Below are 24,382 nucleotides of genomic sequence, written 5' to 3'. Positions count from 1 at the left end.
CCCGCTTCTCTTTGTGCCCAGAAAAAAGAAAGTCCTCAGTTTGCTTAAACTGAAGACTTGGGTGCGGGGGTAGGATTTGAACCTACGACCTCCGGGTTATGAGCCCGACGAGCTACCAGGCTGCTCCACCCCGCGGTACTCGTCTATTATTGCGCATCGGCTCAGGTGCCGTCAAGGGGCTGGACGGGCTCCGTAGGCACACATTAGGGCGACTACGAGGCCCAGCAGGAACATACACCGCTCACGAAGAGACCAGCTCATACAGCTTCGTTAGGCGAAACTTGTGCCAATCCGGGGTTAGCGTTTCCGAAGTCGTTGGATCGTTTGGAAAATCATAAAACCGGTCGCGATGATGTCCGCTTTTTGGGCGATGCCTCGCGCGATGGCTTCAACGCTGCCCGCGACGTTCTGCGCGTGACCGCTGAGCGCGCGCTGGGTCGTCTGCACACCACTTGCGAGGGACTCGACCCTCTGGCCGATCTCGTCTGCGCGATCGGCCAGCCGCCGCACCTGCTGGGTCGTTTCACGCAGTGTGGTCATGAGCATCACGCACATCACCACCAGAGCGACCAGAAGCAATATGAACGCGCCAAAGAAAACCCCGCTCAGTACGAGCCACCATTGAGGAACGTTCATCGGATCACCTTCATCTGTATTGTGGTCACCTTGGACGCGGGAAGATCAATGGCAGCGACAACCTTCCCGTTCGTGTTCGTGATGTTCTTGCCCTGGACTTGGACGACCGTCCCCCACAGGCCGCTCGCGGTGAGGGTGATCTTGACCGCCTTGTCGCACGGATTCTCGATCTGGAGTTCGACCCACCGCTTGCGCTGGTCGAGTCTCAGCTCAAGGATGCGACCAAAGTTGAGGATGAACTCCGCGCCGATTTGCCGCAAGATCACCCGCTTGCCAATTCCGTCCCAGGGGCGGACTTTGTAGGTGTCTCCGTCGAGCTCAAAATGGCAGCCAAAGGTGAACGTACCGAGCGTACGATTCGGCAGCACGTAAGCTCCTGCAAATCGCAAGTAGTGGAAGTAGCCGAGACCACTCGCACCGGTGTAAGGGTTGTAACCGTGGTGCTTGCTGCTCAGGTCCGGGCAGTAGCACATGCTGGAGGCACCGTCATTACGGACCAGCGCCCATGGCCCCATCATCCCGCCAAAGGCGAGTCGCATGTACGCGTCGGGGATACCGAGGTAGTCCCGGTCGAGCTGCGCAAAAAACATGGTAGAGGTGGGAATCGTCGTGTGGGCTTGGCATGCTTCGCCCCGATCGATCAGTGCCCGCAGTGGGGTGGAGTCGGCTCCATCCCAGCTCCGTTTGTCGCTTCCGTACCACCACCAACTGGGGGCAAGAGAGCGCGCCGCAAATCCGCAGCGCATTGTTCTTTCTAGGTGTTCATCGTTGTCGAGCAGTAGCGCCGACGTGAACACCTCCTCGAAGCCGCTCGTGTCCAATACGGACTCTCCGGCGTAGGGATATTCTTGCTTGACCAATTCGGTGGCTTTGCTCATCACCAGCGGCTTAAGCCGCCCGAGCTCTTCAGTCATGCCTTCGCGCTCCAAGTCGCGCAAGACTTCGTGGACGCGCGAATAGCCAAGCACGCCAACGGTGCGCACATAGTGTCTCCAACCGTAGGTGAACATCGCGATGCACGTTTCGGCGGACCACTTGAGGTAGGTCTTCGGCCGGTGTTTGGTCTCGCCATAAATGGCGGCGACACGGTACATCGCGTGATAAATATTGAAAACAGCGGGGTAGGTCAGCGGACGACCGCTGTACGAGCCCACTCCACCCGGTAGGTCCATGACGCTTCCGACCGCCATCGTCCCCGGGTTCTGGATGTCGTCCATCAGAAAATCGGTGATGGCTTCGTCCAGGATCTTGATCTCGCGTCGGTTGGGATAGATCGAGTTCGTCTCGGCCAGGTACAGGGTATCGGCAAGCGAGCACTCGATGCCGCTCGCACCCGAGAACTCCTCGACGTCAGTGACGACCTCGCCCGTCTCGTAGTTGGCCATCAGGATGCCGTGGTGGAGAGGGCTCTCAGGATCGCGGACGACTTGGTGGTCGGCGATCCACGCCGCCCGTTGGGTGATCAGGCGGTGGATCGGCTCGGTGAACATCAGGTGCGCATGGCTCATGCGACCCTGTTTGTCTTCGAAGCTCACGCGGACGGGGCCTGACTCCTTCGGGCGGACGAAGCAGAAGCCACCGTCGTCGTCTGAGTCGGTTTCAATGTCGGCGTCTTTAGTAACAAAGAAGCGTGTCGGCTGGGTCCCCTGGATTTCGAGCGCAACACCGACGTCATACGGAGCGACCGCGCTTGGAAGTAGCCGAATCGCAGGGCGGCCACACATGCTCAGCGTTTGGAAGATTCCGTCGTGCTTGTCACGGTCCGCGGGGACGAACCGCATCTGAAAGGTCCGCGAATCGCCTGGCTCGAGGATCAGCGAGGTGTGCTGGTTCCACCACCCGTTCCAGCCCTCGCGCTCGACGGTCGCGCGGCTGTAGACGTAGACCACTGGGATCCCTTCCCACTGGTGGGGGGTGTTGAGCGAACTGGGTACATGGTTGAAGAACTCCCAGCCGGTGCCGTCGCCGGGAAACATCAGGAGTCCGGGCGGCTCGGCGGTCATCCGCTGGGCAAAAACCCAACTCGCCGCACCACCAATGAACTGGTGGACGTAAAGGCGGCTCGTCCACAGGCGTTTCAGTTGGGCGTCGGTCCAGCCAAAGCCGTCGTAAAAATTGTTGAGCGCGAGCGGGAATCCAAGCTCACCGATTTCGATGGTTTTGCGTCCAGCGTTGCGCAGCGTGAGTTCCCACACGATCTGGGGAATCGGACCAGCCAGCTCGAAGAAGCGGCCTGCTCCGGTGATTTCCGGCAGCAAAGGGAAGTCGTACTCGAAGGATACGCTGCTGGCATCGAAGTCCGTGAGATCATCGAAGATCGGCTTGCTGCCGTCACTGTTTCGGCTGCTGATCCATGGTTCGCTTGGGTCGGTGCGCGCGCTCAGCAGGATGGTGCCTGGGTAGAGGTCTTCCGCGTTCTCTTCGCCAAAGGACAACGGGGGGAGGATGAACTGAAATTCTTCGCCCTCGTCGGGCAAGGCCGGGTCGGTCGCCCACATTTGCACAATGCGACCTCCGGGGCCAAACTCCATCGAGATCAAGCTGCCAGTGATTTCCGGACGATCGTCGCCAAATGGCTCCATGGGGAGTTGAATCTTACCATTGCGGACTCGGGGGACGCGGTCCTCGTAATAATACGGTTAGCCTATTCTGAAAACCTGTGTAAGATGAACGAAGGTGGCATTGCGCTTGCGAGTGCATGTGCGTACCGTGTTCTGAGGAGGATTCAACGATGAAGAGGATTGGGTTATTGGCAGGTGCCACCGCTTTGATGAGCGCAGGCGCGATCGCCGACTTTACAGACAACTTTGACACCGACACAAGCGCGAACTATCGCTCGTACATTGTTTCGGTTCCCGCGACGGCTCCAATTGACGGCAAGACCGTGTTCAGCTTTGACCATGGCGGAGCATGGCCTTGGGACGACTTTACGCCCTATTCAGGGACTGCCGCGCTGAACTCGCACACCGGCAGCGCGATTCCGCCATCGCCCGGTTCCAGCACGACGAAGGCGCTGTACACGCGCGTCAACGAGAAGGTCGGCGAAACGACTTCGGTCGATGCGACCAGCATCATCCCGAACACTCGGTTCTTGGGCGACTACACCGTCGAGTTCGACATGTGGGTCGAAGTTACGTCAAGCGGAACGTCCACCCAGCTGACCACGTTCGGTCTGGAAATGGGCAACGACGTCGGTTTCAGCCAGGGAATCTCGGGCACGGGATACGTGTTTGGTCTCGTCGCAGACGGATCGTCCTCCCGCGACTACCGAATCTACAAGAAGAACGTTGAGAACACGGCGCTTGCAGGCTGGGGTCCGTCAGCGGCTCCGTTCCAGAACAGCAGCAACGCTTACTACGTTGCCGCATTCCCGAATCCAAATCCAGGCGCGCTGCCGTTGTTTGTCAACACCGGTGGCATCCTCGCCATCGACTGGTACTCGGTGCGCTTGAAGCGGGCAGGTACGCAGATCAGTTGGGAAATCCGAAACAACAATGTTACGGAGAACCCGACGCTCGCCTATACCAAGATGCTCGAGTTCTCGGACACGGATTACACCAACGGCTACGTGATGCTCGGCATGTTCGATCCGGCTGCGTCGCCACGTCCGACCGACCAGCCACTGTTCTCCATGTTCGACAACCTGAAGATCACGGGTACGAACGCGCCGAAGATCACCGGTAAAGTCAATCCTCTGGGCTGGCTTGGTACTCCGCCGACCGCCGTCAGCATTCAGTGCTACGACGATGCGGTCGCTGGAAACTTGATCGAGACGTTGACTTCGCCACTGGACGCGGGCGGTAACTATCTGATCAACGTGCTGCCGTCGACGCGCAGCATCCGCGTGGATTACAGTCACTGGCTGCCCAAGCGCATTGCCGTCGATGCTTCGCTTGGTAACGCCTCGGGCAAGGACTTCAACTTGACCAACGGCGACGCCAACAAGGACAACATTGTCGACTTCTTCGACTACTTGCTTGTCAGCGACGCCTACGAATCGGAGAAGGGCCAGCCCCTTTACGATGCAAATCCGGATGCGGACTTGAACGGAGACACGGTGATCGACTTCTTCGATTACCTGATCCTGTCCGACTCGTACGAGGTCGAAGGCGACAACTAATCGCCTAGCCAACTCAGTTGATTGCAGGGCACCGAAGTTTCGACTTCGGTGCCCTGCTGGCGTTGGGAATGCGTCACAATGGACCTTTGATGGAGAAGATTCTCGTCATCGGTTCCGGGCCCATTGTCATCGGTCAGGCGGCGGAATTTGACTATGCGGGCTCCCAGGCTTGCAAGAGTCTTCGAGAGGAGGGGTACCGGGTGGTGCTCATCAACTCCAACCCCGCAACGATCATGACTGATGAGGAGACGGCCGATGCCGTCTACATTGAACCATTAACACCTGAGTTTTGTGAGCGAGTCATCGCTCGCGAACGACCCGATGGGCTGCTGCCTACTCTGGGTGGCCAGACTGGTCTGAACTTGGCGACACAACTTGCGCAGCGAGGCATCCTTGAGAAGTACGGTGTACGGTTGCTGGGAACGCCGCTGGACGCGATCCAACGCGCAGAAGACCGGGAGGAGTTTCGCGCGCTCATGCGCGAGATTTCCGAGCCTGTCCCTGAGAGCTGGATCATCGAATCTGCTGAACAGTTGGATGCAGTGATCGGTGTCGTGCCCTACCCTTGCATCGTTCGACCCGCGTACACTTTGGGTGGAACGGGGGGCGGGATTGCCAACACGCCCGAAGATCTCCTGGAGATAGGTTCGAACGGACTGAAACTGTCCATGCGCAGCCAGATCATGGTCGAGCGCAGCTTGCTCGGCTGGAAGGAAGTGGAGTACGAAGTGATGCGCGACCAAGCCGGGAACTGCATCACGATCTGCAACATGGAGAATCTCGACCCCATGGGGGTCCACACGGGCGACTCCATCGTGGTCGCTCCCAGCCAAACCCTTAGCGACATCGAGTATCACATGCTCCGGACCGCCTCGCTGAAGATCATCCGCGCGCTTGGGATTGAGGGCGGCTGCAACGTACAACTGGCGGTGAACCCAGACAGCTTCGACTATTACGTGATCGAGGTCAATCCGCGCGTTTCTCGCTCATCCGCCCTTGCAAGCAAGGCGACCGGGTATCCGATTGCGCGCGTCTCGGCGAAGATCGCCATCGGCAGGACCCTGGACGAGATCGAAAACCAGGTGACGGGCAGCACCAAGGCTTGCTTCGAGCCCGCACTCGACTACTGCGTAGTGAAGATTCCACGGTGGCCTTTTGATAAGTTCACTTCTGGCGACCGTACGCTCTTCACCCAGATGAAGGCGACCGGGGAAGTGATGGCGATTGATCGCACGTTCGAGGGCGCATTGATGAAGGCGATCCGCGGCTTGGAGATTCGCCAGCGGGACTTGCGGCATGAGAAGATGCAGGGGATGGACGATGCGGAGCTCACGCAGGCAGTCCGTAAGCCGACCGACGAGAGGCTCTGGGCACTGATCGAAGCGCTGCGGCGCGGTTGGAGCATTGCCCAGGTGAACCAGCTCAGCCGCGTGGACAAGTGGTTCTTGCGCAAGATCGAGACGCTGGTCAAGATGGAGACCCGCTTACTGGCCATCGCAGATACCTCCGACCCGAGAACGGTGATCAGCGAGGCGGCTCAACTGGGATTCCCCCGTGGGACGATCCTGAGCTTGTGCGGTGCCTCGTTCGGTGCCTTGATCGAAGAGACGCTTGCGGAAGCTGGCAACCAACCGGTATTCAAAATGGTGGACACGTGCGCCGGCGAGTTCGAGTCGCGTACGCCGTACTACTACACGTCCATGGACGCTGACCACGACGTGGCGCAGATGATCGAGATTTAGGGCTTGTAGAGCGTCACGAGCACTCCGCATACGATCAGGACGCATCCAAGGCCCAGGTTCCACGTTAGCTTTTCGCGGAGTAAGACCACGCCTAGCACGACCGCAACCACAAAGCTGAGCTTGTCGATTGGGGCCACCGCTGTCACGGGCCCGTCCTTCAGGGCCCGGAAGTAGCAGAGCCAGGAGGCACCCGTCGCGAGAGCGGAACCCCCGAGCAGCGCCCACTGCTTGAGTGTGAGCTTCGCGACCTGCGTCTGGTGCGTTGCGGCGGCAATCGCGACCGAGATCACGAGGATGAAGACCACCCGAACCGCCAAGGCGAGGTTCGAGGGCACTGATTCTAGTCCCTTCTTAGAGAGGAGCGCGGTGAATCCGGCGAAGAGCGCCGATAGCAGGGCCCAGCCACGATAGTCCATAGCCGGATCATAGCACCGCTTCGATTTGGTGTTGCCCGTCGTCTGTACGGACATGCGAACTGCGCTTGTGCTTTTGGTTTTCGCGCTGGGCACGGTGGTCAACGCCCGGCAGGCTCGGCCTCTGCAAGCGGCCTACGATAGGATCGCCACCGCCTACACCAAACAGGACGCGCGCATGCTCGGGAACGAGTTTTTGCCGGACGCGACGTTCATCGATCAGGACGGGAATGAACTGCAGATCGGCACGATTCTGGCCTCGACCCAGGCTGGCTGGAACCGGTCGCATCGACTCCAAGTTAAGTTCCAGTTCTCGCAATGGGAGACTGACACAGACATGGCGAGCGTGCAGGTCCGAGCGCAGATCACCCGATGGGTCGGCACATCGCGTGTGACGAGCGAGACCACTCAGCGCCATGATTGGGCGAAGATCGACGGGGTCTGGAAGATCGCACGCGTCAAGTTCCTCGCTCCAGAACCCGAGATTGGCAGGCTCCCAGCCGTCATCCCGGATTCGGTGAAAGTTTACTAACTCGTACGGTGGGGTAGGGCGACGCGGAAAGTTGATCCGCTGCCCAATTGGCTTTCGATCGTGACGATTCCATCGTGTGTGGCAGCGAGTTCGAGCACGATGCGTGTACCCAGGCCGCTGCCGCTGCTCTTGCCCCAAACACTGACCGCAGTTCCGCTCAGAATCCGCGCAGCGGTCTCTTCGTTCATGCCCGGGCCCTCGTCTTGAATTTCAATGATGTGGTGATCGTTCTGGAAGTGGTAGCGCACCGTCACGCTCTTCCAGGTATCGGGTCGGTCTTCATCGAGTCCACCAGTGGTCTCGGCGACGGCCTTGATGGCGTTGCTTACGAGGTTTTGCACGACGCGGAAGATGAACATCTCGTCGTGCCAGTAGACGGGCGCGTCGGTAGCGATGTCGTACCGGAGTTGGATGCATCGTTTGCGCGCCTCTGACTCCATGAACGCGGCGGCGAGCTGAATCGTATCGGCCAGGGGGCCTAGGCTCATCGTCGGCGCAAGTCGCTTGCCGGCCGATAGGTCGCTCATGAGATTCGAATAGCGCTTAATGCGGTCGATCGAGGTGCTCAGGTCGGTCAGCAACTGCTCGATGTCGTCCACGTAGGTGATGCACCCCTCTGCGCCCTCGACGGTGTCCAGTCCTTCGCGCAGGCCGCGGATCGTGTCGTCCGAGAACGAGACGTTTGCTTCGAGGGCAAATGCTAGATTCTTGATGTCGTGGCCGATCTTGCCCATTCCCAAGAGCTGGCTTGCCCTGGTCTGCTCATCCAGCAGGCGCGTATTCAGGTACGCCATGGTGCAGATCGCGCTGACAGTGTCGAGAACGAGCGCATCTTGGGCGGTGAACGGGCCACCGTTCTTGTTCACGAGCTGGACGACCCCGATGGGATCTTCGCCTTCCATCATGAGCGGGACCGTGATCATCGTCGAGATCGCGCTGGTGACGCCGACCTTAGAGGAGACCGCTTTGCGCTCTTCATCGCCGGGGTCGAAGTTGCTGATGATCGACTTACGGGTTTGGAAGACCTGGCCGGCTACCCCGAAATCCTCGGGAATGTCTTTGAGCTCAAGCGTCAGCGCTACCTCTTCGGGCAGGACATGTCGAAATTGGAGCGTGTGCTTTGCGGAATCGTGAAGGTAGATAGTGCCGCCCGACGCGTCGGCAGCCGTTACGCAGATCGAAAGCACGTCGCGCAAGACCTGGTCAAACCGACCGAGCGTCGAAAGCTTGCGAGCAGCAAGATGGATGGCGTGGAGCAACGGCGACTGGTCGATCATCAACCTGCGGAGTCTACCGGTTTTTGACCGCTTAGCCGAATCGACCGGTGATGTAGTCTTCGGTCTGCTGAATCTTCGGATCTTGGAAGATCTGGATCGTCTCGCCGAACTCCATCAACTGACCGAGCATGAAGAACCCAGTGAAATCTGACGCACGCTGCGCTTGCTGCATATTATGCGTGACAACCACAATCGTGAACTCCTTTCGGAGCTCAAGCATGAGATCTTCGATCTTGCGCGTTGCTATCGGGTCCAGAGCCGAGCACGGCTCATCCATGAGGATGATCTCGGGATCGACTGCCATGGTCCGCGCAATGCACAGCCGCTGCTGCTGACCCCCGGAGAGAGCGAACGCGCTGTCGTTGAGTTTGTCCTTGACCTCCTCCCACAGGAATGCTTGTCGGAGACATCGCTCCACCACATTTTCTAAGTCGGACTTCTTTCGGACTCCGTGGATGCGCGGACCGTAGCCGATGTTGTCGAAGATCGACATCGGGAACGGATTCGGCTTCTGGAAGACCATCCCTATTTGTTTGCGCAGCGAGACCGCATCGACATCGCGAGAGTAGATGTTCCGGCCGTCCACCTCGATTGTTCCCGTGATTCGGGTTCCGTCGATCAGGTCGTTCATCCGGTTAAGGCAGCGTAGAAAGGTGCTCTTGCCGCAACCGGAGGGGCCGATTAGGGCGGTGATGTGTTTTTCCGGCACCCGAATAGAAATGTCTCTCAGCGCATGAAATGCACCATAGTAAAAGTCCACGCCTTCCGCAAGAATCTTCGTTCGAGTATCGATTTGCGGGATATCGACTGGTGGCATGTCTGCTAAGGCCATGTTGCTAACTTGAGTGTAGGCTACGCAACGTTAAGGGATCGTTAAAGACTGGGCAGATTGTCTTAGCGCGTGGTCGGCGAGGACAAGTGCGGCCATCGACTCGACCATGGGGACTGCTCTCGGGAGGACGCAAGGGTCGTGGCGGCCTCGGCCCTTAAGTGTCGTATTTTCGTGCCCCACGGTGACCGTATCGAGTTCGTGCATGATGGTGGCGGTCGGCTTGAACCCGGCGCGGAAGGTGATCGGCATACCGACGCTTATCCCGCCTTGGATGCCGCCTGAGTAGTTGGTTCGCGTCGTGACCCTTCGCTCCGCATCGGCGACATAGGCGTCGTGATGGCTCAGTCCGGTCATGTAAGTCCCATCGAATCCGGCCCCGACTTCGAACGCCTTGCAGGCGGGCAAACTCATCAGGGCTTTGGCAAGGTCCGCCTCGAGTTTGTCGAAGACCGGTTCCCCCCACCCAGTAGGGACTCCGCGCGCAATTCCGCGGATGGATCCGCCGACGCTGTTTCCGTCCTTTCGAACGGCTTCGATCCGCTCGATCATTTGGGCAGCAATCTCGGGGTGCGGGCAGCGGATTGCAGTGGCTTCTATCTCGTCCATCGTCACCGCCAGTTCGTCAATCTCCGGGCAGGTGATGTCCTGCACTCGCTCCACCCACGCAAGCACTTCGACGCCAAAGCAAAGCGAAAGGAGCTTCTTTGCGACGGCTCCTGCCGCTACACGACCGATGGTCTCTCGTGCGCTTGCCCGTCCACCGCCAGACCATGCTCGGATGCCGTACTTCTGATCATATGCAAAGTCGGCGTGACTAGGGCGGTACTTCTCCCGCATCTCGTCGTAGTCGCGGCTGCGCGCATCGGAGTTTCGCACCATGATTGAAATCGGAGTGCCAAGCGTGAGCCCGTCTTGGATTCCGCTGAGAATCTCTGCCGCGTCCGACTCTTTGCGCTGAGTGACGATGGCACTCTGGCCGGGGCGGCGACGGTCCAGTTCTAGTTGTATCTCGGCCAGCGAGACCGGCAAGCGCGCGGGGCAGCCGTCAATCACCACTCCGACGCCACCGCCGTGGGACTCGCCCCAAGTTGTGATGCGGAAGAGGGTGCCGAAAGTGCTCGCCATAGATCGCCAGATTACCTAGCCTCAGGATCCCAGTCGGGGTCCACGAACGCAGCGCGATCCACTCGGAGATCGTCGATGTTCACCCCTTCTGCTCGGAGGCGCAGCATTTGGTCCTGAGCAGCGGCCGCATCAAGCTTGGCGAGAGAGATGTGCCCGGTCGAGGAGACCACGCGCCACCACGTCGTGTCATGGCCGTGGAGGTACAGCCAACGACCCACGATGCGCCCTGTGGTCGGTCGGCTCAGCCGCGCGCCAACCATTCCGTAGCTGGCCACCTTGCCCACCGGAATCTGCGCCACGAGGTCTAGCATCTCTTGGATATTGGGGTTCACGCTTCGGCCACCTCTTGCAAAGAGAGAATGGTTTCGACCGTCCCGAGGTCGAGCAGATTCGCAAGGTCTCTTCCTTCAGGGAGCCCGATGGCCATTAAGGGGCATGAGCCGCCGACCGCTATGTTCCAATTCTGCAGACCCACGGAGCGCGCCCCGGTTGTCGTGGCCATGGCCCAACGCTGCTCGGGCGAGATGTCCCGCGACACAGCCCGGAGTTCGGCAAGCATGTTGACCGGTCCACTGCTGGCGGCAGAATCAAGCCCGAGGCCCACGGGGATTCCCCGATCGATCATCGCCTGCACTGGAGCCGCTGGGCAGCCTAGATTGGCATTACTGCGCGGGCAGTGCGCGACCGAAACCCCTGCGTTCGCCATGAGATCAAGGTCGTCTTCGTTGACAGCGCAACAGTGGACGAACTGAGCTCCTGGGCGAGCGAGCCCGAGCTCGCCCAGCCAGCGCACGACACTTGTTCCGGGCGGGGGCCAGTCAATGCCGAGCCTCGTGTAAAGCTCGCCGATGGGTCCGTCACCGCTTCGGGTCCACACATTTTCGGCATCCGTCTCGGCAACGTGAATCGAAATGGGATCTTCGCGTGAGCCGAACTTTCGTAACGTTACGGCATCTACTGTGTACGGGGCGTGGGGGGTGAGATAGACCCGCTGGCCGAGCACATCCGATTGAGCATCGGCTTTGGCACTCACCCCTGCCAGCTTCGCCACTGGATCGCGGTATTCGAGGAGTGTTATGACTTCCTGGAAAAGTGTGGCTGAGAGCCGGGCGGCGACCAATGCGCTGGCCACCGGCCGATCTGAGTGCTCCACGATGTGCCCGACTCCGGCGGTCACGTTCTCAAGCGAAGCGACCAAGGCATCTGCCGCCACTTCTTCGTTGTTTTGGGTTGCTTTGAGTTCGGTGAGCGCGCGAATCCAAGGGAAGTAGTCGCCGTGCACTTTGCCCTGGAAGCCCCGGTATTCCAGGTGCGAATGGGCGTTCACGAACTTCGGTGATAGAAAGAACGGGCGGGCCGGACGGCTCGTGGCTGATACCTCGCGGACGACGCCATCCTCTATCCGAACTTCCAGTCCGCGCTCGCATCGGCCATCAATCCAAACCCACTCTGGTCGGAGAATCACGGAGCGTCCCCCGCGAAGAGCGGGGTGTCCCAGGCGGCTTGAAGTTGGGCGTGGGTGAGGTTCTTCACGTGCAAATCGCCGAAGAGCACGTTGTACCGGTATTGGCGGAGAAGACTTTGCATGTTGTCGAACGGCTCGTTGGCTTTGAGCGCACGGGCCGGAGTGTGCCAGTGGCCCGCACCGTCGAACATCACGTTGATATTCGCAGGGAGCTCGAACGACGTGCTGGTCATCGACTTGAAAGCGATCTCGGTGCGGAAGAAGTAGCTGGACGCGTACTCGGGGACCTTGGCGAGCGCGGGCGAGACTTTGAACTCTTGCCAGGGCGAGAAGTCCAGAACCTGCATGCCTTGATCCGACGGACACACGAAGATGCCGCGGTTCTTCACATACGGCTGCAAGATGTCGATCATCAGCGGCATCGTCGGGATCTTGGCCTGGAACTGCGGGTAGTTGTCCCAGATCTGGGGCGTGTACCGGTCGCTTGCATCGATGGCCGAAGGGAAGAAGTCGTCCGCATCGGTCATGTACAGTCCGATGCCCGCCCCGATTTGGCGCAGATTGCTGATGCACTGGGTCTTCTTGGCTTCCATCTTGGCCCGTGCGAACACCGGGAACAGCAACGCCGCCAGGATCGCGATGATGGCGATCACGACCAGAAGCTCAATCAAAGTAAAGGCATGCCGAAGTCGCATGATCTGCATTCTCATCATAACTTACAGCAATCGCCGCGGAAACGATTCCTCGGTTTAAGAACGGGATCAGATTGGGCTCTGTCGTCGTTAGCTACTGTAGGCGTGGAGGGTAGCATAGAAAGCTCGTAGCATGGCTGCAAAGAAGAAAAAGCCGATTTGGTTGAGAATACTGGCGGGGCTCACTTACGGCGCACTGTGCTTGGCCATGGTGAGCTGCGGCACGATTTGGTACGCCTTCAACCAGAGCGAAACGCTCACCCAGTTCATGCGGCAAAAAGTTTTCAACACCCCTCCGCAGGTTGCATTCAACAACGAGAACACCGTCAACATGCTCATTCTGGGCTGTGACGAAGACCGCTACTACGGCGGCAAGCAAGTTTTGAAAACGGCAGCGCGCAGTGACATGATTCTGCTCGCCCGTCTTGATTTCGTGAACCGCAAGATCACCGGCGTTTCGATTCCGCGTGACGTGGTGGTCGAAATGCCCGGATTTCGACGCTCCCGTATCAACGCGTTTCACGCGATGGGCTCAACGCCCGAAGAAGGCCGGCAACTGGCCAAGCGTGCCGTCGAGTACGTCCTTGGCGTCGATGTTGACCGCGTCATGGAAGTCAACTACGAGAAGTTTCAGGAGATGATCGATCTAGTTGGCGGGGTCGAGGTCTTTGTCGACAAGCCGCTTAAGTACACCGACAAGCGCGGAGGTCTATTCATCGACATCGATGCGGGCCGGCAGCACCTGGCGGGGTACGACGCGATGTGCTTCGTCCGTTATCGCAAGGGTGACAGCGACTTCAAACGCCAGGATCGCCAGAAGCAACTGCTGTTTGCTTTCAAGGAGCAACTCTTCCATCAGCCGGGCAAACTCCCCACGGTCGTCGAGAAGGTGCGTGAAGTCCTCGGAAACGAGCTCTCGGCCGAGGAAGTCGCCGCTCTTGGCCTGTTTGCCCAGGCGATCGGGAATGACAACATCAAGCTGGGGCAGGTGCCGGTCATTGAGCTACAGCACTACGACCTGGCGATTGATCGTGATAAGCTCGATGAGACGCTGCGCACGTACAATTTCCGTGAAGGGCGCGAGACCGCGTATCGCGTCGCTCAATGAGCCTTGAGCCTGAAGCCCACGAGATCGATCTTGATCAGGTCTCAGGCAGTAGCCAGTATTTCTCGCGCAAGGACCTAAAGGTTATTGGAATTGCGGGCGTGATCTTCGCCGCACTGTCTTGGCCAATCTACACCTACCTTCGTGAAGAGTCGTTTGCGAGCCAGTGCGGTCGGAACATGAAGGACATGGCGCAGGCGATGCTGCTCTATGCCAACGAGAATGACAGCCGGTTCTGTCCGGCCTACGTGCGGCAGGCGGATGGCTCAATTTACATGGAGAACGGCGACCCATACACTTGGGCATCCATTATCCGGCCGTACATGAAGCCGCGCCAATCGAACCGGTGCCCGACGGCCGAGCCACAAGAGGCGATCATCACCGCCCACCCTGACGGCAAGGAGCACCAGATGGCGCTCACCTACGGTCTCTACCTGCCGACCGAACTACGATCAGTCGAAGAGTTATCCGCGCTCAATACACCGCCGGTGATGCTTGCGGAGACTGTGACCGGTGGAAGGCTGGATACATACGATCCGCGGCCGTTTCTCGCTGGCAGGGATGGGTTCCTGATCGGCTTCGACACGGGCGACGATACAGAACTTGAGACCGTCGAGTCGGCCAAGTATGTCACGCGCTTGGCATTCCCGGGCGCAGGAACGGCGGTGAAGACTGGCGATTGGACCAAGGCCCGTACTCGCCACCGTAAGTTTACGAGTGCCGTTCTCGTCAATGGCACTGCCCACAAGATGACCCCGGGCGACATGCAAATTGTGCGGGATCAGCAGGGCCGGATAGGCGGCTTGTGGGGCTACTTGGACAGAGTCTCAGGACGCTGAGTTCGGTACACTTAGGGTATCTCAACGAGGAGGAACCCACGAATTATGGCTACGATTGACTCCGGTGTACGCGACTATGCGGCCATGCTCCCCAGCGATCTCAGCAACCGCAGATTGGCGGATTGGATCGTATCAGTCGCCGAGCACTGTGAACCTGATTCTATTGTCTTGTGCGATGGCTCGCAGGCAGAGTACGACAGGCTTTGCCAGGAAATGGTGGATGCGGGCACTTTCGTTAAGCTGAACGAAAAGCTTCGGCCCAACAGCTATTACTGCCGCTCTGATCCCAGCGACGTTGCTCGTGTCGAGGATCGCACCTACATCTGCTGCGTGAGCAAAAAAGACGCGGGCCCAACCAACAACTGGATGGACCCGGTCGAGATGAAGAAGCTCATGCTGAAGCATTACCGCGGTTGCATGCGCGGACGAAGGATGTACGTAGTGCCCTTCAGCATGGGACCGCTCGGCTCTGATATCGCTCACATCGGCGTCGAACTCACCGACTCGCCCTATGTGGTGGTCAACATGCGGATCATGACCCGAATGGGCAAGAAGGTCCTGGACGTCTTGGGCCCCAAGGGAAAGTTCGTACGATGTCTGCACAGCGTCGGAGCACCGCTCGCTCCGGGGCAACCAGATGTCATGTGGCCCTGCAATTCTGAGAAGTACATCACGCACTTTCCAGAAGAGCGGCTGATCTGGTCGTACGGCAGCGGCTATGGAGGGAATGCACTCCTGGGCAAGAAGTGCTTCGCTTTGCGAATCGCTTCGACCATGGCACGTGACGACGGCTGGCTCGCCGAGCACATGCTGATCTTGGGCGTGGAGAACCCGCAAGGCGAAAAGTCGTACGTAGCCGCCGCGTTCCCCAGTGCATGCGGTAAGACTAACTTTGCGATGATCATTCCGCCAGCTGGTTATGAGGGCTGGAAGGTCTCAACCGTCGGTGACGATATCGCGTGGATCAAGCCGGGGCCCGATGGTCGACTGTACGCGATCAACCCGGAAGCAGGTTTCTTCGGTGTCGCGCCAGGAACGAGCGTCAAGACGAATCCGAATGCGATGGCCGCGTGCGCCAGCGATTCGATTTTTACGAACGTAGGATTGACGCCCGAGGGTGACGTCTGGTGGGAGGGCATGACGCCGGAGCCTCCCGCAAAGCTGATGGACTGGCAGGGCCAGGACTGGGTGCCAGGTTGCGGACGCAATGCGGCGCACCCCAATGCTCGCTTCACCGCTCCGGCCGCAAACTGCCCGAGCATCGACCCTGAATGGGAGAACGCGAAGGGTGTACCCATTAGCGCATTCATCTTCGGTGGTCGCCGCCAGAGCACCGTACCGCTTGTGTATCAGGCGTTCAACTGGTCATTTGGGGTGTATCTTGCGGCGACGATCGGTTCAGAGACGACCGCGGCGGCCGCTGGACAGGTCGGGGTTGTCAGGCGCGACCCGTTCGCCATGCTTCCGTTCTGTGGCTACCATATGGCGGACTACTTCAACCACTGGCTTCAGATGGGACGGCAGCTGCCCGATCCTCCGCGCATCTTCTGCGTGAATTGGTTCCGTAAGGATGCAGAGGGCAACTTCATGTGGCCGGGCTACAGCGAGAACATGCGGGTTCTGCAATGGATCGTAGAGCGATCGCGAGGTCGGGCTGCGGCCAAGGAGACTGACTTGGGTTGGCAACCTTCCTACGACGCAATCAACTGGAAGGGCATGGACATGACGCGTGCGCAGTTCGAAGAGCTCATGCGAGTGGACTCGACGCTCTGGCGAAAGGAAATTCTTGGGCACGAAGAGCTGTTCGAGATGATGTACGACAAGCTCCCAAAGGAGTTCGGAATGATGCGCGAGCTGACCCTTTCCGCGGTCTGGCGATCCCCAAAGACGAAGGGTGCGGAATCGTTCAACACCTAAACTCTCGCGAAAAAGTTCACTGCTCCCGGCAATCTTGCAGAGAAACTGGTAAAAGTACTGGCCCTGATAGAACATCGGGGCCTTTCTTCTTTGCGCCTGCAAATGTAATTGACCTCATGACCGCAATATTTGCAGGAAACTGCAAGTTCTCGTACTCTTGCGGATAAGGCACCTCCGGAGAGCCGCGGAACCATCACTCTGGTTCAAGAGTCAAGGAGCTCGCTGAATCGCAACGCGCTAGGATTGACCCATTTCCTCCGATAGGGATACTATGCGCTCATTACGGTCTGGCCGCCGCATGAGAGACCGTGCTGATTTGCCCTTAAAGCTTATGAATGTGTCAAAACGCAACCCCAACGTTCGATGCACACCAAAATCACTCTTCCTTTCGCTCCTCATCGGGTTCGCCAGCCTGTGCCGGGCACAAACCGACCTGGTCGTTGTCGACGAAGGACTCAACAGCACCTGGCAGGACTGGAGCAATGTCTCGACGTTCTACTTTGCAACGAATCCTGTCGCGACAGGCAGCATCTCTTGTCGCCTCACGGGTAATCCTTATTCGATATATCGAGTAGGAAAGTGGCAACTACTCGACACGGCCCCGTATGCAAAACTTCGATTCAGTTTGCACGGCGGACCCACGGGTGGTCAGATCCTGCAACTCAAGGCGGACCGCAATGGGGTTTGGTCCGTTGCTAAGCGCTTACCAGCTTTGCAAGCAAATGCATGGAAGACCTTTGAGTACACGCTTGAAGAACTAGGGGTTGCCGACACGACCCAGTTTCGCGGATTTATGCTACAGGAGGCGGGTGGCGTGGCACTCAAAGAGTGCTATCTCGACAACGTCCGACTCGTGCAAAAGCCTTTGCCACAGAATGCGCGCGTAGACATCAACGTCAATCAACCTATCCGTGTCCTACCCGAGGTCATGTTCGGTGTGAATACGGGCGTATTCGACCAACTGCTTGCATCCGCTCCATCCATAAACCGGCTGAAGGGAATCAAACCAGGAGTCCTTCGGTTCCCGGGTCAGTCAGACGGATACCATTGGGAGACGAACTATTCGGACGGCGAATCAAGTCCGTGGCTCGTCAAGTTTGATGACTTCATCAATGTGCTCCAGCAGACGGGGGCCACGGCGAACATCAGCACGAACTTTGGCACTGGAACGGCCGCGGAAGCCGCCCGTTGGGTGAACTACGCGAACAACATCCGCGGCATGAACATCCACTACTGGGAAGTCGGGAACGAGCCGTACCACCCTTCGCACCCAGACAACCGTCCAAAGCCGCGTGATCCCAAAGGCTATGCCCAGGAGTTCGTTCAGTTCTGGAATCAGATGAAAGCTGCGGACCCCACGATCAAGGTTGGCATCCCGCTCGTTTCAGAGGAAAGCAGCTACGCGGTCTATCCAGAGAACATGGTCACGAATCCGGTCACAGGACAGAGTTACTATGGGTGGACGCCCGTCGTACTCTCGACGCTTCGGAGCCTGGGGGTCACTCCAGACTACGTCACGATTCATCGCTACGAGCAGGCCCCGGGGGCCGAGGACGATGCATTCTTGATTGGCCGCGCGACCAACTGGTCCAATGAGATTGGAAAACTCCGCAAGATCTTAAATGACTACTTGGGCTCTGCTGCTTCCAGCGTTAAGATTTATGCGAACGAGAACAACTCGGTGTATGCGAACCCTGGTAAGCAGACGACGAGCCTGGTAAACGCTCTGTACTACGCAATTTCCATGGGTGAGGCGGCGAAGACCGAGGTCATCGGTTCTACATGGTGGAACTGGAGACACTCAGAGCCGCGTTACGACTTTAATAATGCTGCCAGTCTCTATGGTTGGAGACAGTATGGCGACTATGGAATGTGCAGCAATGCAAGCGATCCTTATCCGACTTACTATGCGGCAAAAGCGGTTAGTAGCTGGGCTACAGGTGGCGATACGATGGTTCAGGCATCGACAGGAAACCCGTACGTTGCTGCCTACGGCGCAACACGCGTTGACGGACAGATAACCCTGATGATCGTGAACAAACTGCCAACTACTCAGCAGTCACTAACTCTCTACTTTACGGATCAAGCTGTTGCGAGCAATTACAAGTTGAGTCGCTACGGAATTCCAAACGACATCGCCGCGCAAACCGGCTCTGGGGATCGCGAAGTCTCAGTTGAACTGCTCAGCGGGGCGGGCGACGGACTTACGCTTTCGCTACCGCCTTATTCGATTTCAGTATACGAATTCACGCCAAGCTTAACGATATCAGGGAGTTTGAATTTCAACGGTCTGCCCAAGTCCCGGTGGCCGTCCAGCATCCAGTTTGACATCCTGGACTTGGACTCTGGCCAGAAGATGGGGACCGCAACGGCGAATGTAAGTGCGGTGGGTACATACTCCTTCGGCTTCCCGCTGAATCCCGGAGATTTTCGGCTGCAGCACAAGCCAGATCGGTTCTTGAGTGACTCGGCCCCGATTTCGGTCCGGCACGGTTCGCTAGGCCACGTCGACTTCGACTTTGCGAACGGCGACATCACCAACGACAACTCGGTCGACCTGTTCGACTATCTGTTCTTCAGCGCGCACTACGATACGGTCTCGACCGACCTGGCGTTCGCTGCCGAGGCCGATCTGAACCAGGATAGTGCGATCGACATGTTCGACTACCTCATCCTGAGCGAGGCCTACAACCGCGTCGGATCGTAGTTATCCCTCGTTCCGAACTCCACTCGGTGTTAAACTGTCGTAACACCGAGTGGAACCGCGCGTCGAAACAAAGGAAGAACGGGAAGATGAACCTATGGGGATGAATCTAAGTGTGCCGTTGAACTCGCGCGGGTTCGAAGCGCGCTCATCGAGCGTCGAAGACGACCTGCTCGTCGAGCGTGCCCGTAACGGCGACTACCATGCGTTCGAACTCCTATTCGAGAGGCATCGTATGCTCGTGTATCGGTACGTGTACCAGATGGTGCCGTATCGTGACGAAGCGGAGGATATGGTGCAAGAGGTCTTCGTCCGGGCACACCAGCATTTGGCTCGCTACCGCGACGAGGCAAAGTTCACCACGTGGCTTCTGAGAATTGCTACGAACCTCGCCACAGACCGAGCCCGCATGAATCAGCGGCGCACTGCCTTGGAGCAGCGCGAGGCAGCAGGCGCGCTCACGTGGATGACCACGCCGACCAACGAAGACCCCGTAGACTCACTTGAGTCCGAGCGACGGCTGGTGCTCCTGCGGAAGGTGCTTCAGGCATTGCCCGAGCACCATCGCTCGATTTTGATTTTGAGAGACATTGAAGAGAGGGAATACACCGAAATCGCTGGCATCCTGGGATGTACAGTCGGGGGTGCAAAGCTCCGAGTATTACGGGCAAGACGCGCATTGCGCGATCGAATGGCCCCGCTCCTGGGGGACGACAACCCATGAACCGGAAAGAACTTGATGAATTGATGATGAGGGTGATGGACGGGCATGATTCGCCCACGTCCAAGCAAGCGGAGGAACTCGCGACCCTGCGCAGCGATCTTCGCGCCTTGCGGGATCAAGTCCCCGCGCCCAGTCTTTCCGCAGAGAGGCTTCGGGCCGCGATCGAGGCCGCTCCGGCAAAGGGCCGTAATCTTTCCCTGCGCTGGTCACTCGCATTGGCTCCGATGGTCGCGTGCGCGCTCGGAATCGTTATCCTTACTCGACTTGACGTCGCGAATGCGCCGTTAACACCGCCAGTCGCCGCGTCTGCGCCAGTTGCTCAGTTCGATGCAGAGTTGCCGCCTACTTCCATTGAAGAGAGTCCCATGAGCGCTCAGTCGGTCAGTGGCAAGAACCATACGCCCATGCCGACAGGTGGTTCGGTGGGGAGACATCGACGCACCTCCTCGCCTAGCCAAACTCTCGCCGCACGGACGGTGAATCACTCGATGGGTAATGGGACAGGTTCGAAGCCGTCCGAGGGTGCGCAGCCGATGGCTCTGACTCACTCGACTCCCACGGCACCTCCGCCCAGCGAAGCCGCCGTCATCATCGATCAAGCACCCGCTAGCGACGGTGTGGCCGTCGCCCGCGAAGTAGAATCTGTGGACTATGTCGTTGTGGGCGGTTAACCTCGCGCTGCTTTGCGCAACGCAAACAGCCGCAGCCGATCTTGCCTTTGACTCGGTCCGTCAGAGCGTCGTGACGCTGCCTGGTTCGTCTGGTTACGCGGTCTTGATCGACTCTGTGGGGCTTTTCATGGCGCACGCTGCGTTGGTCAACGAGCAAGTTTTCACCGCGAACGGTCCCTCGGGCGAGTCCATCCAACTGCGCGTCCTCTTGGTGGATCAGCCCTCGCAGCTCGCGCTGCTCCAGGCGACCAAGATCACTGATGTTTTGGGTATGAAACCCACCTCAACTGCCGGACTCAAGGATGTCGAAGGGAAGAAGCTGTTCGCGCTCTCAAATGGCAAGAGCTTCCCTGGAGACTATCAGCCAGGACAGCGCGTCGCGCTGATGCAGCCGACCAATCGGTACGTTCCCGTGGGTGAGATTAGATTTGAGAGTCGTTTCACCCGGGTGGGTGGAGCGCTCGTTTTTACGCCAACGGGGCGCATCGCAGGAGTGCTAAGCGGGGCTCTTGAACCGGTGCAGGATCCGTCCGCTCGAAAGTCAGGCCAGGATTCGTCCCAGAACTATGGACCTGCAGGACTGACCGTCGGCTACACCCTGGGCCCTGAGATCCTGCAGCGGGTGATCACTGGCTTCCGCAGCGCAGATCACATTCCAAAGCACCCAACGCTCGGTATCTTCTTCACATCGGCGGAGAAGCTTGGGGCGACCATAGTCAGGGTGACAGAGGGTGGTCCAGGAGACAATGCTGGATTGAAGACGGGCGATACAGTCCTATCCGTCAACAAGAAGACGGTGCGGAACTCGTTAGAGTTGGCCGCGGAACTCTTCAAACTTGAGGTGGGATCGACGGCTCGCCTCGGCGTGCTTCGAGCGGATGGTCAGTCCGCGCAGATTGAAGTAAAAGTAGGCAACTTCGGCGACGCTTCAAGCGGGGCAAAGGTCTCTAATGGTCCAGCGCAGCGTCTTCGAACCCTGAAACGTATCCATCCCAATGGTGTAAGCCGCATGGACTTGCGATCCGGCCACGATGTGGTCCAAGTCTGATCCGCATCCCCAGAGCAGTGCAGTGCGCAAGAGACCCTCTTCGCTTCGGAACTGAAACTTGCGGTGTTCGCCTCGACTGAGCTCTTGGACCGACTCTACGCGAAGATTACGCGTGCAGAAGACCGGTTCCGGGTTGGCCGCGCCGAACGGTTCCATGATCGACATCTCTTCGACGGCGGTAAGGTCGCCCTCGGCGGCGCTGATCTCTGCAGTGAGTTCGACTGGCCTAAGTCCCGGTTCAAATCCTTCGAGGTTGGCGGCGTAATCAAGCAGTGCAGCGTGGAAGGCATCGAGATCCTGCATCTGGATACTAAAGCCAGCAGCGAGCTCGTGCCCGCCACCTTTGACGAGGGGGGCAAGTCGATGAAAAGCCTCGGCCAAGTGGAAGCCAGGAATGGATCGAGCCGAGCCTTTACCGACGCCGGTCTCGGGCTCAAGGGTGACCACTAGCGTGGGCCTGCCAAAGCGTTCGGTGAGCTTTCCAGCGACCAGCCCAATGATTCCGTGGTGCCAGTTCTCACCGGTGACGAGGATGACCGGGTTCTCGTGCAATCCGCTCTCGACGACATGTGCCACCGCGGATTCAATGAGTAGTCGCTGTTCGCTCTGCCGTTCTTGGTTTAGCTCCTCCAGCCGCAGCGCGAGTTGCTCTGCCTTCCGGGAGTCCGTTTCCAAAAGCAAGTCGAGCGAGATCGCCGCGTCATCCAGACGGCCCGCGGCGTTCAGGCGGGGGGCCAAACGGAACGAGATGTCCGAAGAGCGGACTGGACCCGCGCCATTCTTGAGCGCGCCGTTCATGAGGGCAACGAGACCGACCTTCTTAGTGCAGCGCAATTGGGTCAGGCCGTAACTTACGAGGATGCGGTTCTCCCCCAGCAGGGGCATGACGTCCGCGACGGTGCCAAGAGTTGCCAGATCGGCATAGGCCCGGTAGTACCCCTCAAGGGGCAATCCCATCTTAACGGTCAAACCAGCGCACAGCTTAAAGGCGACACCTGCGCCGCTTAGTTCCGTGAACGGATACTCCGAGTCTGCCCGGTGGGGATTGACGACGGCGTGGGCGGGAGGCAGCGTCTCGTTCGGCTCGTGGTGATCGGTGACGACCACGCGCATGCCGTAGTCCAACGCCCGCTGGATCTGGTCGTGGGCGACGATGCCGCAGTCGCAAGTTAGGAAGAGCTTTGCTCCCTGCTCATGAGCAGAATCGACGGCGGATGGGTGGATGCCGTATCCTTCGCGCAAGCGATGGGGAACATGGACGACAACATTGCCTCCCACGGCTCGCAGGAACCGGGTGATGATCGCGGCACTGGTGACTCCATCGACGTCGTAGTCGCCGTGGACGTAGATCAGCTCCTTACGCCCGATCGCACCGAGAATCTCTGCTGCGGCCGCTTCGAAATCCGGCAGGAGCTCTGGATTGTGCAGGTTGGCGAGCGACGGGTTCAGGAACTCCTGCGCAGTCGCTAAGTCTGTGTAGCCACGCTGAGCGAGCAGCAAGGCCGTTAGCGTCGAGACACCCAGCTGCTCACGCAGAGTCTGCTCTGCTTGGGTGTCTCTTGCGCCGACGAGCCAGCGTTCCGAGAGGGTGCTGACCATCAGGTGGTCCCCCGCTCGGGCAGGTTAGGCCTTTTCAACCTGGGTGAAGTCGAGCTCGACCGGAGTCTCGCGACCAAAGATGTTGATGAGTACCTTGAGCTTCTCGCGCTCGGTGTTGACTTCCTCGATCTTGCCGCTGTAGTCGCTGAACGGGCCCTCGACAACGCGGATGATGTCCGCCTTGTGGAACGAAACTTTCGGCTGTTCCTTGCTCGTTTCGAGGTTGTTCAGGATGCGTCGGACCTCGTGGTCCTCCATGGGCACGGGGCGATTGCCGCTCTGCACGAATCCGGTGATGCCAGTGGTGGACTTGACGAGCTTGTAGGTGTCGTCGGTCAAGATCATCTGAATCCAGATGTAGCCAGGAAAGACCTTGCGATCGACGAGCACGCGCTTGCCTCCGCGCGTCGTCAGCTCTTGCTCCGTCGGAATGAGGATCTGGAACAGGTCCTGCTCCCAGTAACCCTCCACCTGAGCGCGGCGAGTAAGAACCTCACGGACCTTGTTCTCGTGGCCCGAAATCGTATGAACGGCGTACCAAGCTTTTGCCATCGACTTTCTTTATCCCTTCAACAGAATGTGCATGATCTCGCCGAACGCGGTCGAGAGTCCGTAAAGCAACAAGACGCTGCCCAAGCAGATGACGATGACGACGCCCGTGAGACGATTCGTCTCCGAGCGCTTCGGCCAGTGGACCTTTTTGAATTCGGCCATGGTTTCTTGCCAGAACCCCTTGAACCCTCGCTTGCTTGTCGGAAGCGGAAGGCTGGAGGCTGCTTTCCCAGTGCTTTGATCCTGGTGTTTGTCGTCCATCGTCTTCATAGTCCTAGGTTTCCGGCTGGGGATAGACAACCTTCACTAGGGCCTAACTCCAGGGGAACGAGTGAATTATACCGAAGAGGGCGCGATCAATGTCCCCCCATCGTAGAAAATATAGGAAC

22 protein-coding genes and 1 tRNA gene are annotated in these 24,382 nt (G+C 58.7%); 10 read left to right on the top strand and 13 right to left on the bottom strand.

Features of this window, described 5'->3' with window-relative positions:
• Window positions 1-58: 58 nt before the first annotated feature.
• The 3 genes from JNM85_10730 to JNM85_10720 all read right to left on the bottom strand — a co-directional run bounded on the left by JNM85_10730 (window position 59) and on the right by JNM85_10720 (window position 3,218).
• Window positions 59-135 (bottom strand) — tRNA-Met (locus JNM85_10730).
• Window positions 136-297: 162 nt separating this feature from the next.
• Window positions 298-636 (bottom strand): hypothetical protein, encoded by a 339-nt coding sequence (locus tag JNM85_10725; protein ID MBL8088528.1) that lies wholly within the window; start codon window positions 634-636, stop codon window positions 298-300.
• On the bottom strand, window positions 633-3,218 hold the full coding sequence (locus JNM85_10720) for a hypothetical protein (protein MBL8088527.1): 2,586 nt from the start codon (window positions 3,216-3,218) through the stop codon (window positions 633-635). The genes JNM85_10725 and JNM85_10720 overlap by 4 nt, the downstream gene beginning before the upstream one ends.
• A 149-nt stretch (window positions 3,219-3,367) precedes the next feature.
• Between JNM85_10720 and JNM85_10715 the strand changes: the two genes are divergently transcribed.
• A complete protein-coding gene (locus JNM85_10715) occupies window positions 3,368-4,756 on the top strand; it encodes a hypothetical protein (GenBank protein ID MBL8088526.1) in 1,389 nt (462 codons plus the stop codon).
• A gap of 89 nt (window positions 4,757-4,845) precedes the next feature.
• Window positions 4,846-6,498, top strand: coding sequence for a carbamoyl-phosphate synthase large subunit (gene carB, locus JNM85_10710; protein MBL8088525.1), 1,653 nt, complete (start codon window positions 4,846-4,848; stop codon window positions 6,496-6,498).
• On the opposite strand, the gene JNM85_10705 is transcribed toward carB, so the two are convergent.
• The gene (locus JNM85_10705) at window positions 6,495-6,968 is read right to left on the bottom strand and encodes an EamA family transporter (GenBank protein MBL8088524.1); all 474 of its coding nucleotides are present in this window, start codon (window positions 6,966-6,968) and stop codon (window positions 6,495-6,497) included. The genes carB and JNM85_10705 overlap by 4 nt on opposite strands.
• Here JNM85_10705 and JNM85_10700 point away from each other — a divergent pair.
• Entirely contained in the window at window positions 6,967-7,443 is a 477-nt protein-coding gene (locus JNM85_10700) for a nuclear transport factor 2 family protein (GenBank protein MBL8088523.1), read from the top strand. The two genes, JNM85_10705 and JNM85_10700, sit on opposite strands and share 2 nt — an antisense overlap.
• Here JNM85_10700 and JNM85_10695 read toward each other — a convergent pair.
• From JNM85_10695 to JNM85_10670, 6 genes are read right to left on the bottom strand one after another with little or no spacing between them, the layout of a single operon-like run.
• Window positions 7,440-8,720: a GAF domain-containing sensor histidine kinase gene (locus tag JNM85_10695; GenBank protein ID MBL8088522.1), complete on the bottom strand. Its 1,281-nt coding sequence runs from the start codon at window positions 8,718-8,720 to the stop codon at window positions 7,440-7,442. The two genes, JNM85_10700 and JNM85_10695, sit on opposite strands and share 4 nt — an antisense overlap.
• Window positions 8,721-8,751: 31 nt before the next feature.
• Window positions 8,752-9,537, bottom strand: a complete 786-nt coding sequence (locus JNM85_10690; protein ID MBL8088521.1) for a phosphate ABC transporter ATP-binding protein — start codon at window positions 9,535-9,537, stop codon at window positions 8,752-8,754.
• Window positions 9,538-9,582: 45 nt separating this feature from the next.
• Entirely contained in the window at window positions 9,583-10,677 is a 1,095-nt protein-coding gene (gene aroC, locus JNM85_10685; GenBank protein MBL8088520.1) for a chorismate synthase, read from the bottom strand.
• An 11-nt stretch (window positions 10,678-10,688) separates the two neighbouring features.
• Window positions 10,689-11,009 (bottom strand): MGMT family protein, encoded by a 321-nt coding sequence (locus JNM85_10680; protein MBL8088519.1) that lies wholly within the window; start codon window positions 11,007-11,009, stop codon window positions 10,689-10,691.
• On the bottom strand, window positions 11,006-12,142 hold the full coding sequence (locus JNM85_10675) for an amidohydrolase family protein (protein MBL8088518.1): 1,137 nt from the start codon (window positions 12,140-12,142) through the stop codon (window positions 11,006-11,008). Before JNM85_10675 ends, JNM85_10680 begins: the two co-directional genes overlap by 4 nt.
• Complete coding sequence (locus tag JNM85_10670) at window positions 12,139-12,852, bottom strand: prepilin-type N-terminal cleavage/methylation domain-containing protein (GenBank protein MBL8088517.1); 714 nt, start codon at window positions 12,850-12,852, stop codon at window positions 12,139-12,141. Before JNM85_10670 ends, JNM85_10675 begins: the two co-directional genes overlap by 4 nt.
• Window positions 12,853-12,967: 115 nt before the next feature.
• Here JNM85_10670 and JNM85_10665 point away from each other — a divergent pair, with 115 nt between their 5' ends.
• The 7 genes from JNM85_10665 to JNM85_10635 all read left to right on the top strand — a co-directional run bounded on the left by JNM85_10665 (window position 12,968) and on the right by JNM85_10635 (window position 21,842).
• Window positions 12,968-13,942 carry an LCP family protein gene (locus tag JNM85_10665; protein ID MBL8088516.1) on the top strand — a complete coding sequence of 325 codons (975 nt, stop codon included), beginning with the start codon at window positions 12,968-12,970 and terminating at the stop codon, window positions 13,940-13,942.
• A complete protein-coding gene (locus JNM85_10660; protein MBL8088515.1) occupies window positions 13,939-14,778 on the top strand; it encodes a hypothetical protein in 840 nt (279 codons plus the stop codon). Before JNM85_10665 ends, JNM85_10660 begins: the two co-directional genes overlap by 4 nt.
• A 45-nt stretch (window positions 14,779-14,823) precedes the next feature.
• The gene (locus tag JNM85_10655) at window positions 14,824-16,695 is read left to right on the top strand and encodes a phosphoenolpyruvate carboxykinase (GTP) (GenBank protein MBL8088514.1); all 1,872 of its coding nucleotides are present in this window, start codon (window positions 14,824-14,826) and stop codon (window positions 16,693-16,695) included.
• 331 nt (window positions 16,696-17,026) lie between these two features.
• Window positions 17,027-19,402 carry an alpha-L-arabinofuranosidase gene (locus JNM85_10650; protein MBL8088513.1) on the top strand — a complete coding sequence of 792 codons (2,376 nt, stop codon included), beginning with the start codon at window positions 17,027-17,029 and terminating at the stop codon, window positions 19,400-19,402.
• 100 nt (window positions 19,403-19,502) lie between these two features.
• Window positions 19,503-20,123 (top strand): sigma-70 family RNA polymerase sigma factor, encoded by a 621-nt coding sequence (locus JNM85_10645; protein MBL8088512.1) that lies wholly within the window; start codon window positions 19,503-19,505, stop codon window positions 20,121-20,123.
• Window positions 20,120-20,794, top strand: a complete 675-nt coding sequence (locus tag JNM85_10640; protein MBL8088511.1) for a hypothetical protein — start codon at window positions 20,120-20,122, stop codon at window positions 20,792-20,794. The genes JNM85_10645 and JNM85_10640 overlap by 4 nt, the downstream gene beginning before the upstream one ends.
• Window positions 20,775-21,842: a PDZ domain-containing protein gene (locus JNM85_10635; protein MBL8088510.1), complete on the top strand. Its 1,068-nt coding sequence runs from the start codon at window positions 20,775-20,777 to the stop codon at window positions 21,840-21,842. The genes JNM85_10640 and JNM85_10635 overlap by 20 nt, the downstream gene beginning before the upstream one ends.
• Here JNM85_10635 and recJ read toward each other — a convergent pair.
• Genes recJ through secE form a run of 3 tightly spaced genes read right to left on the bottom strand, consistent with a single transcriptional unit; the run spans window position 21,723 to window position 24,263 of the window.
• On the bottom strand, window positions 21,723-23,441 hold the full coding sequence (recJ, locus tag JNM85_10630) for a single-stranded-DNA-specific exonuclease RecJ (GenBank protein MBL8088509.1): 1,719 nt from the start codon (window positions 23,439-23,441) through the stop codon (window positions 21,723-21,725). The two genes, JNM85_10635 and recJ, sit on opposite strands and share 120 nt — an antisense overlap.
• Before the next feature lie 24 nt (window positions 23,442-23,465).
• Complete coding sequence (nusG, locus tag JNM85_10625) at window positions 23,466-23,993, bottom strand: transcription termination/antitermination factor NusG (GenBank protein MBL8088508.1); 528 nt, start codon at window positions 23,991-23,993, stop codon at window positions 23,466-23,468.
• A 9-nt stretch (window positions 23,994-24,002) separates the two neighbouring features.
• Entirely contained in the window at window positions 24,003-24,263 is a 261-nt protein-coding gene (gene secE, locus JNM85_10620; GenBank protein ID MBL8088507.1) for a preprotein translocase subunit SecE, read from the bottom strand.
• Window positions 24,264-24,382: the final 119 nt, after the last annotated feature.

This window comes from Chthonomonas sp., assembly GCA_016788115.1.
Taxonomy (GTDB): Bacteria; Armatimonadota; Fimbriimonadia; order Fimbriimonadales; family Fimbriimonadaceae; genus UBA2391.
The sequence above is the reverse complement of the archived record's forward strand: the minus strand, read 5'-3'. Positions and strand labels throughout refer to the sequence as shown.

Coding starts and splice junctions, on each gene's coding strand:
- JNM85_10650 (MBL8088513.1), top strand. CDS start 17,027: ATGAATGTGTCAAAACGCAACCCCAACGTTCGATGCACACCAAAATCA.
- JNM85_10640 (MBL8088511.1), top strand. CDS start 20,120: ATGAACCGGAAAGAACTTGATGAATTGATGATGAGGGTGATGGACGGG.
- nusG (MBL8088508.1), bottom strand. CDS start 23,993: ATGGCAAAAGCTTGGTACGCCGTTCATACGATTTCGGGCCACGAGAAC.
- JNM85_10695 (MBL8088522.1), bottom strand. CDS start 8,720: ATGATCGACCAGTCGCCGTTGCTCCACGCCATCCATCTTGCTGCTCGC.
- JNM85_10705 (MBL8088524.1), bottom strand. CDS start 6,968: ATGTCCGTACAGACGACGGGCAACACCAAATCGAAGCGGTGCTATGAT.
- JNM85_10725 (MBL8088528.1), bottom strand. CDS start 636: ATGAACGTTCCTCAATGGTGGCTCGTACTGAGCGGGGTTTTCTTTGGC.
- JNM85_10665 (MBL8088516.1), top strand. CDS start 12,968: ATGGCTGCAAAGAAGAAAAAGCCGATTTGGTTGAGAATACTGGCGGGG.
- JNM85_10645 (MBL8088512.1), top strand. CDS start 19,503: ATGAATCTAAGTGTGCCGTTGAACTCGCGCGGGTTCGAAGCGCGCTCA.
- JNM85_10660 (MBL8088515.1), top strand. CDS start 13,939: ATGAGCCTTGAGCCTGAAGCCCACGAGATCGATCTTGATCAGGTCTCA.
- carB (MBL8088525.1), top strand. CDS start 4,846: ATGGAGAAGATTCTCGTCATCGGTTCCGGGCCCATTGTCATCGGTCAG.
- JNM85_10720 (MBL8088527.1), bottom strand. CDS start 3,218: ATGGAGCCATTTGGCGACGATCGTCCGGAAATCACTGGCAGCTTGATC.
- JNM85_10715 (MBL8088526.1), top strand. CDS start 3,368: ATGAAGAGGATTGGGTTATTGGCAGGTGCCACCGCTTTGATGAGCGCA.
- secE (MBL8088507.1), bottom strand. CDS start 24,263: ATGAAGACGATGGACGACAAACACCAGGATCAAAGCACTGGGAAAGCA.
- JNM85_10690 (MBL8088521.1), bottom strand. CDS start 9,537: ATGCCACCAGTCGATATCCCGCAAATCGATACTCGAACGAAGATTCTT.
- JNM85_10700 (MBL8088523.1), top strand. CDS start 6,967: ATGCGAACTGCGCTTGTGCTTTTGGTTTTCGCGCTGGGCACGGTGGTC.
- aroC (MBL8088520.1), bottom strand. CDS start 10,677: ATGGCGAGCACTTTCGGCACCCTCTTCCGCATCACAACTTGGGGCGAG.
- JNM85_10670 (MBL8088517.1), bottom strand. CDS start 12,852: ATGAGAATGCAGATCATGCGACTTCGGCATGCCTTTACTTTGATTGAG.
- JNM85_10655 (MBL8088514.1), top strand. CDS start 14,824: ATGGCTACGATTGACTCCGGTGTACGCGACTATGCGGCCATGCTCCCC.
- JNM85_10635 (MBL8088510.1), top strand. CDS start 20,775: ATGTCGTTGTGGGCGGTTAACCTCGCGCTGCTTTGCGCAACGCAAACA.
- recJ (MBL8088509.1), bottom strand. CDS start 23,441: ATGGTCAGCACCCTCTCGGAACGCTGGCTCGTCGGCGCAAGAGACACC.